General features: G+C 58.4%; 7 protein-coding genes. All 7 read left to right on the plus strand.

Going from position 1 to position 6734, the window contains the following annotated elements; genetic code table 11:
• The first annotated feature begins 101 nt into the window (after positions 1-101).
• The 7 genes from groL to ABJP42_RS16330 all read left to right on the plus strand — a co-directional run bounded on the left by groL (position 102) and on the right by ABJP42_RS16330 (position 6543).
• Positions 102-1754, plus strand: coding sequence for a chaperonin GroEL (gene groL, locus ABJP42_RS16300; protein ID WP_348342215.1), 1653 nt, complete (start codon positions 102-104; stop codon positions 1752-1754).
• A 152-nt stretch (positions 1755-1906) separates the two neighbouring features.
• The gene (locus ABJP42_RS16305) at positions 1907-2542 is read left to right on the plus strand and encodes a hypothetical protein (RefSeq protein WP_348342217.1); all 636 of its coding nucleotides are present in this window, start codon (positions 1907-1909) and stop codon (positions 2540-2542) included.
• Positions 2543-2661: 119 nt separating this feature from the next.
• On the plus strand, positions 2662-3255 hold the full coding sequence (locus ABJP42_RS16310; protein WP_348342219.1) for a GNAT family N-acetyltransferase: 594 nt from the start codon (positions 2662-2664) through the stop codon (positions 3253-3255).
• Positions 3256-3370: 115 nt separating this feature from the next.
• On the plus strand, positions 3371-4213 hold the full coding sequence (locus ABJP42_RS16315) for a DMT family transporter (RefSeq protein WP_348342221.1): 843 nt from the start codon (positions 3371-3373) through the stop codon (positions 4211-4213).
• 41 nt (positions 4214-4254) lie between these two features.
• On the plus strand, positions 4255-5073 hold the full coding sequence (locus ABJP42_RS16320; protein ID WP_348342223.1) for an alpha/beta fold hydrolase: 819 nt from the start codon (positions 4255-4257) through the stop codon (positions 5071-5073).
• The gene (locus ABJP42_RS16325; protein ID WP_348342225.1) at positions 5070-6221 is read left to right on the plus strand and encodes an alpha-D-ribose 1-methylphosphonate 5-triphosphate diphosphatase; all 1152 of its coding nucleotides are present in this window, start codon (positions 5070-5072) and stop codon (positions 6219-6221) included. Before ABJP42_RS16320 ends, ABJP42_RS16325 begins: the two co-directional genes overlap by 4 nt.
• A gap of 22 nt (positions 6222-6243) precedes the next feature.
• Positions 6244-6543, plus strand: a complete 300-nt coding sequence (locus tag ABJP42_RS16330) for a hypothetical protein (protein ID WP_348342227.1) — start codon at positions 6244-6246, stop codon at positions 6541-6543.
• Positions 6544-6734: the final 191 nt, after the last annotated feature.

Raw genomic sequence — 6734 nt, forward strand, 5'->3', positions numbered from 1 at the left:
ATCATGGGCATCATCGAGTAAGCCACCGGGTTTTCCCAACTGGCTTCTCTGATCCCATAACTTATCGCTAAAAACACAGATTTTCTCGAGGAGAATAAAACATGGCTGCTAAGGACGTCAAATTCGACACCGATGCCCGCAACCGTATGCTCGCCGGCGTAAACGTACTGGCTGACGCGGTTAAAGTAACCCTGGGCCCCAAAGGCCGTAACGTGGTTCTGGACAAATCTTTTGGTGCGCCACGCATCACCAAAGATGGTGTTTCCGTTGCCAAAGAGATCGAACTGGAAGACAAGTTCGAAAACATGGGCGCCCAGATGGTGAAGGAAGTTGCTTCCCGTACCAACGACGAAGCAGGCGACGGCACCACCACTGCCACCGTTCTGGCTCAGGCCATCGTCAAAGAAGGTCTGAAGCAGGTTGCTGCTGGCCTGAACCCAATGGATCTGAAGCGCGGCATCGACCTGGCAACTGCCAAAGTCGTTGAAGGCATCAAAGCCTCTGCCCGTGACGTAAAAGACTCTGCTGAAGTTGCCCAGGTTGGCACCATCTCCGCCAACGGCGAAGAAGCCATCGGCAGCCAGATCGCTGACGCGATGCAAAAAGTCGGCAACGAGGGTGTGATCACCGTCGAAGAAAACAAAGGTCTGGAAACAGAGACCGATGTTGTTGAAGGCATGCAGTTCGACCGCGGCTACCTGTCGCCTTACTTCGTGACCAATGCTGACAAGATGATTGCAGATCTCGAAGACTGCATGATCCTGCTGCACGAAAAGAAACTGTCTTCACTGCAGTCCATGGTTCCCCTGCTCGAGCAGGTAATCCAGTCGCAGAAGCCTCTGTTGATCATTGCTGAAGATGTTGAAGGCGAAGCCCTGGCAACTCTGGTTGTGAACAAACTGCGTGGCGGCCTGAAAATCGCTGCTGTCAAAGCCCCTGGTTTTGGCGATCGCCGCAAAGCCATGCTGCAGGATATCGCTATCCTGACCGGTGGTCAGGTGATCTCCGAAGATCTCGGCATGAAGCTCGAGTCCGTCACCATGGACATGCTGGGCACAGCCAAGAAGGTCGAAATCACCAAGGACGAGACCACCATCGTTGACGGTGCCGGTTCCAAAGCCGAGATCGAAGCCCGCGTTGGCCAGATCCGTGCGCAGATCGAAGAAACCACTTCCGACTACGACCGTGAAAAGCTGCAAGAGCGCGTTGCCAAACTGGCCGGCGGTGTTGCTGTTATCCGCGTTGGCGGCATGACCGAAGTTGAAGTGAAAGAGCGCAAGGACCGCGTTGACGATGCGCTGAACGCGACCCGCGCGGCCGTTCAGGAAGGTGTCATCGTTGGTGGTGGTGTTGCTCTGGTTCAGGCCGGTAAAGCCCTGGCCACTCTGGAAGGCGCCAATGCTGACCAGAACGCCGGTATCGTCATTGTGCGCAAAGCCATCGAAGCGCCTCTGCGTCAGATCGCTGAGAACGCTGGTGTTGACGGTGCGGTTGTTGCTGGCAAGGTGCGCGAAAGCGACGACACCAGCTTTGGCTTCAATGCTCAGACCGAAGAATATGGCGATATGTTTGCCTTTGGTGTGATCGACCCTGCCAAAGTGGCACGTACTGCGCTGGAAGATGCGGCCTCGATTGCTGGCCTGCTGATCACCACCGAAGCCATGGTTGCGGACAAGCCATCCAAAGACGGCGGCGCAGCTGCTGGCGGCATGCCCGACATGGGCGGCATGGGCGGCATGGGCGGCATGATGTAAGTCAAGCCATCCTACCGGATGATTTTGGGGTCGCCTTCGGGCGGCCCCTTTTTTGTGCAAGCGAAGGGAGTTCCATTTTGTTGACTTGCCTTTAGGCGAATAGAAAGTAGGTATTTCCACCTTTGGATTTAGTTGGTGAGGAAGGCCATCACTTGAGCGAATTGGAGGCCACTATGCGTTTGGAGGAACTTACAGCCTTTCAGTTGGCAGAGGCTGAGGGGCGAAAAAGAGATGCCAAGAGGCATATTTTGGCATTTGTAGAGAGCTTCTCCGATCTTGATGAAAAGTCAGTTTGGGTTTGGGAAAACTGGCAGGATTTGCACCGAAACGGCGCTAGCCGAATTCGCCATGAGCTGTGGGAGAAACTGTTGTTACCAGTTTTTCACAGGGCCTACCTAGAAGGAAAACTGGAGGCCGTAGTTGCTTTGGCGGAATGCCACCATAATTGGATTTCCGATCCCGAATTTCATAGCAGGTTCAAAGTTGAGACTGATTTGGATTTTTGGCGCCTAGCCTATGCCATGGCTCCAGGTGATCCGAGAGTTCGAAAGGGGCTGCTGGGAACATGGCTCAGGGTTTTAGACTTCATTTTCCACGAATGGCCATCAGGCTTGCCGGGCATAGATTATTCAGTTTGGCGGCAGGAAGTTGTGGAACTGAGATCTCGGATCAAGCGTTGTCGAGAGCTTGATGATGCTCAGAAGTACCACGAGTTGTTTGAATATTACGAGCAGATATTGGTTGAATTTGCACAGCGAATGGGAAGCTCTGAAACAGACGCCAGTTAACTGTGAAACATGAATGAATTGGAAATTCGTGATCAGCGCAGGTGATCGCAAATGTGGCGCAGGATGGGGGCCTGCCTCCGGCGGGAATATTTTTGGAAAGATGATGGGGAGGGCGTGAGATGGTGGTTGGTCCGGATACAATGCGGGATGTCTCTGCGGCGCAGTATGACGAGGTTGAGGAACTGCTGAATGCGGCCTTCCCAACGGATGCCGAGGCGCGGTTGGTGCGGAAGTTGCGCAGCGATGGTGATATGCTCCTGGAGTTTCAAAAGCCCTGGGAGGGCAGGATCGGTGGGTATTTTGCCCTGAGCCGGATGCAGGCGCCCGCAGGCTGGGCCTGCCTGGCGCCGATGGCAGTGCGGCCAGAGTGGCAGGGCGGGAAACTGGCAGGAGGCAATCCAAACATGGTGGTTGGCGAAGCGCAGGACGAGGCCTATCGGCGGCCGTGGCGGTTTGGGTCCCGGATGTTGCAGCAGCTGGCGGGGCTCTATGAAATGACCTTGGATGGCCTGCTGGATGAGATGCCAAATCAGTTGCCGGAGGCGATTGTTGTGCTGGGGGAACCTTCCTTTTATGGCCGCCATGGGTTTGATCTGGCACGGGCGCAAAAGCTGCGTAGCCCCTATCCGCTGTCGCATACGCTGATCCTGAAGCGGGGAGAAGATGTGCCGGAGCAAAGCCTGATCTACCCGGCGGCCTTTGCCGAGCTCTGAAGGGTTTTCTTCTCTGCAGTGTCTCAGGGGTGGTTGCTCTGCCTCTGGGCTTGGGCTAGCGATTGGCTGAAATCTCCCAACGCGCCGGATCAGCCGGCCTGATCGAGGCCTGAAGATGCAGCTTACCGCGCTAGTCATTCTTGTTCTTATTGCCTTTGCCGCCAATTCGGTGCTGGGGCGGATGGCGATCAGCTGGGGCTATATGGATGCGCTAGGCTTTGGCTTGTTGCGGCTGGCAGCGGGGGCGGCGATGCTGGTGCTGCTCTGTCGTTTGCGCGGAGCTGGGTTGAATCAACCGCTGGCGGCCAGCCTGAAAGGCGGCGCAGCGCTGACGCTTTACATGATCGGGTTTTGTCTCGCCTATCAGGGGCTGGATGCGGGTCTTGGCGCCCTGATCCTGTTTGGCGTGGTGCAGATCGCCATGTTTGGCTGGGAAGCGGTGACCGGCAATCGCGCCACATTGGGGCAGGTGGCTGGGGCCACTGTGGCCTTTGCTGGCCTGGCCTATGTGATCTGGCCTGATCAGGACGTGCAGGTGCCGCTGTGGGATGCAGCCCTGATGGCGCTGAGTGGGATTGGCTGGGCGGCCTATAGCCTGTTGGGGCGCGGCGTGCGCGATCCGCTGGCGGCGAGTGCCGCAAATTTCATGTTTGCGACAGCCATGATGCTGCCCTTTGTCTGGGGCTTGCAGGGCGGCAGCCTGATCACTGTGCCTGGAGTGGTGCTGGCGGTGATCTCTGGTGCCGTTACCTCTGGTCTGGGCTATGCGCTTTGGTACCGGGTGTTGCCACAGCTGCAGCCCGCTGTCGCCGCCACCATTCAGCTGAGCGTGCCGGTGCTGGCGATCCTCGGCGGTGTGGTCTTCCTGGCGGAACCCCTCGGGCTGCGACTGATTCTGGGTACGGGCGTTGTGCTGGCGGGGATTGCCCTGGTGATTTGGGCGCCGAAACGCGGCTAACAGGGGTTTTCTCAAAGGCTTGAAATGCCTATTTGATGGGCATGCGATACCTGATCCTTCCCCTATTCCTGCCCGCTTTGCTCCTGCTGTCAAAACCTGCCCAGGCGGGTTGCGTGGTCCTGCTGCACGGGCTGGCCCGATCTGAGAACTCTTTTGTGGTGATGGAGCAGGTGCTGCTCAGCCGTGGCCACCAGGTGGTGCGACCGGGCTATGACTCGACAGATTTTCCGGTGCCGGAACTGGCTGACCGGACCCTGCCGGGCGCAATCCAGGCCTGCGGAGCAGAGCAGCCTATCCATTTTGTCACCCATTCCATGGGCGGGATCCTGTTGCGTCAGCACCTGAAGGATCCGGCGAACCGTCCCGCGAACCTAGGTCACACGGTGATGTTGGGGCCGCCCAATCAGGGCAGCGAGGTGGTGGACGAGTTGGGCGATTGGGAGGTTTTTGGCATGATCAACGGACCGGCGGGTGAGAGCCTGGGAACCGGCGCGGACAGTCTTCCCAAAATGCTGCCGCCGGTAGATTTCCCGCTGGGGGTCATTGCCGGAAATCAATCCATCAGCCCGGTGTTCTCTGCCATCATCCCCGGAGAGGACGACGGCAAGGTTTCAGTCGCCAGCACCAAAGTGGAGGGCATGCAGGATCACCTGATCCTGCCGGTTACACATACGTTCATGATGAACGACCCGCTGGTCATTGCGCAGGTGTTGGAGTTCATTTCTGAAGGGAGGTTTGACCCCGGTATTGTCTGGATGGATGCGCTTTCTGATCTGATCCGTGACAGTTGCATTGGCACGGATTGCCAATATGGCCTGCCGCTCCCGCTCCCGGTCCTGGTGCCGGAGGAGGAGCAATGAGGCAGCTGGAGCTGACGTTTCAAGGCGGCGACGTGCTGCTGCCTGATGGGCTGATGCCGAATGGCGAGATTGCGATTGCGGAGGGGAAGATCAGCAATTCCGCCCATGGGAGGCGTGTCGACCTTACGGGCTATCTGGTCTTGCCGGGCATTATTGATCCCCACGGCGATGGGTTTGAACGTCATCTGGCACCCCGTCGTGGGGCGATGAAACAGCTGACTGAGGGTCTGTTTGCGGCCGAGGCCGAACTGGCTGCCAATGGCCTGACCACGGCTGTTCTGGCGCAGTTTTATAGCTGGGAGGGCGGGCTGCGCGGGCCGGAATTTGCCCATCGGGTATTTGAAGGCATCGCAGAGGTACGCGCCGGTCTGGTCACAGATCTGCTGCCGCAGCTGCGGTTTGAGACCCATTTGCTAGATGATTACGCCGCCCTGCCGGATAAGGTCTCTGACTGGGGCATTTCCTATGTGGTGTTCAATGATCATCTGCCGCACGCACGTTTGGCAGGGGGCAAAAAGCCGCCGCGGCTCACGGGACAGGCGCTGAAAGCCGGGCGCAACCCGGACAAACATCTGGAGATGTTGCAGAAGATGCACCGCCGAAGCAGCGAAGTGCCCGCAGCATTGGAAACGCTCTGTGCGGTGCTGCGGTCGCAGGGCGTGCGGATTGGCAGTCATGATGACCAGACCGAGGTTGATCGGACGATATGGCGCGCGCGCGGGGTTCAGATCACCGAGTTCCCCGAAACCCTGGAGGCAGCGCAGGCAGCACGGGCGGGCGGTGATCATATTATTCTGGGGGCCCCCAATGTGGTCCGGGGTGGATCGCACAAGGGCAATGCCTCGGCGCTGGAGCTGATCTCGATGGGGCTGTGTGATGCGCTGGCCTCGGACTACCACTACCCCAGCCCACGCCGCGCAGCCCTGTTGCTGGCCCGCAACGGCGTGTTGGATCTCTCCGCGGCCTGGGCACTGGTGTCTTCTGGTCCCGCACAGCTTCTGGGGCTCACGGATCGTGGAGACTTAACGCTGGGCAAACGCGCGGACCTGGTGATCCTCGACAAGGCGAGCGAGCGTGTAGCGGCAACACTGTCCGGCGGGCGGGTGAGCTATTTGTCGGGTGAGATCGCTGCCCGGTTTCTGGCGTAGCCCAGTGCGCGTTCTGGGCCGGGTGCGTGATCTTGTCGTCGTTCTGGCCGCGATTTGCCTGGTGCTGGGGGTGACTTCCACCTTGGCCTTTGGTGGGTATGTTTTGGACACCAAGCTTGAGAATGGGCGTTATTTCATCTTGCTGCGGTCAGGTCCTCAAGCTGCGGAGTGGGTAGAGACTGTCGCCTTGCGATATTGGTTTGAAACAACACTCGACGTGGCAGCTCTGGGCGCTGCTTTTGCTTTTGTGACTTATGCAGTTCTCTACTTCCTGAAACGCGAATGGGATCGCGCAAAAGAGTCTTGGACCGGGGGCGACTAGGATTTTCAGGAGCTTCGGAGGCTCTGGCGCTTGTCCGCGGGCGGAAGCGAAGCGCCCGCCCATGGGGGTGGACGGGCGCTGCTCGACCTTTGGTCGAGCAAGGTTGGGACTGCGTAGTGATTGCCCCGCAGAGGTGAATTGGCGCGTTACTTTGCCTGTGCGGCCCGCTGGACCCGGTTCACATGGGCCAT

This window comes from Pseudophaeobacter sp. (assembly GCF_039971195.1).
GTDB lineage: Bacteria > Pseudomonadota > Alphaproteobacteria > Rhodobacterales > Rhodobacteraceae > Pseudophaeobacter.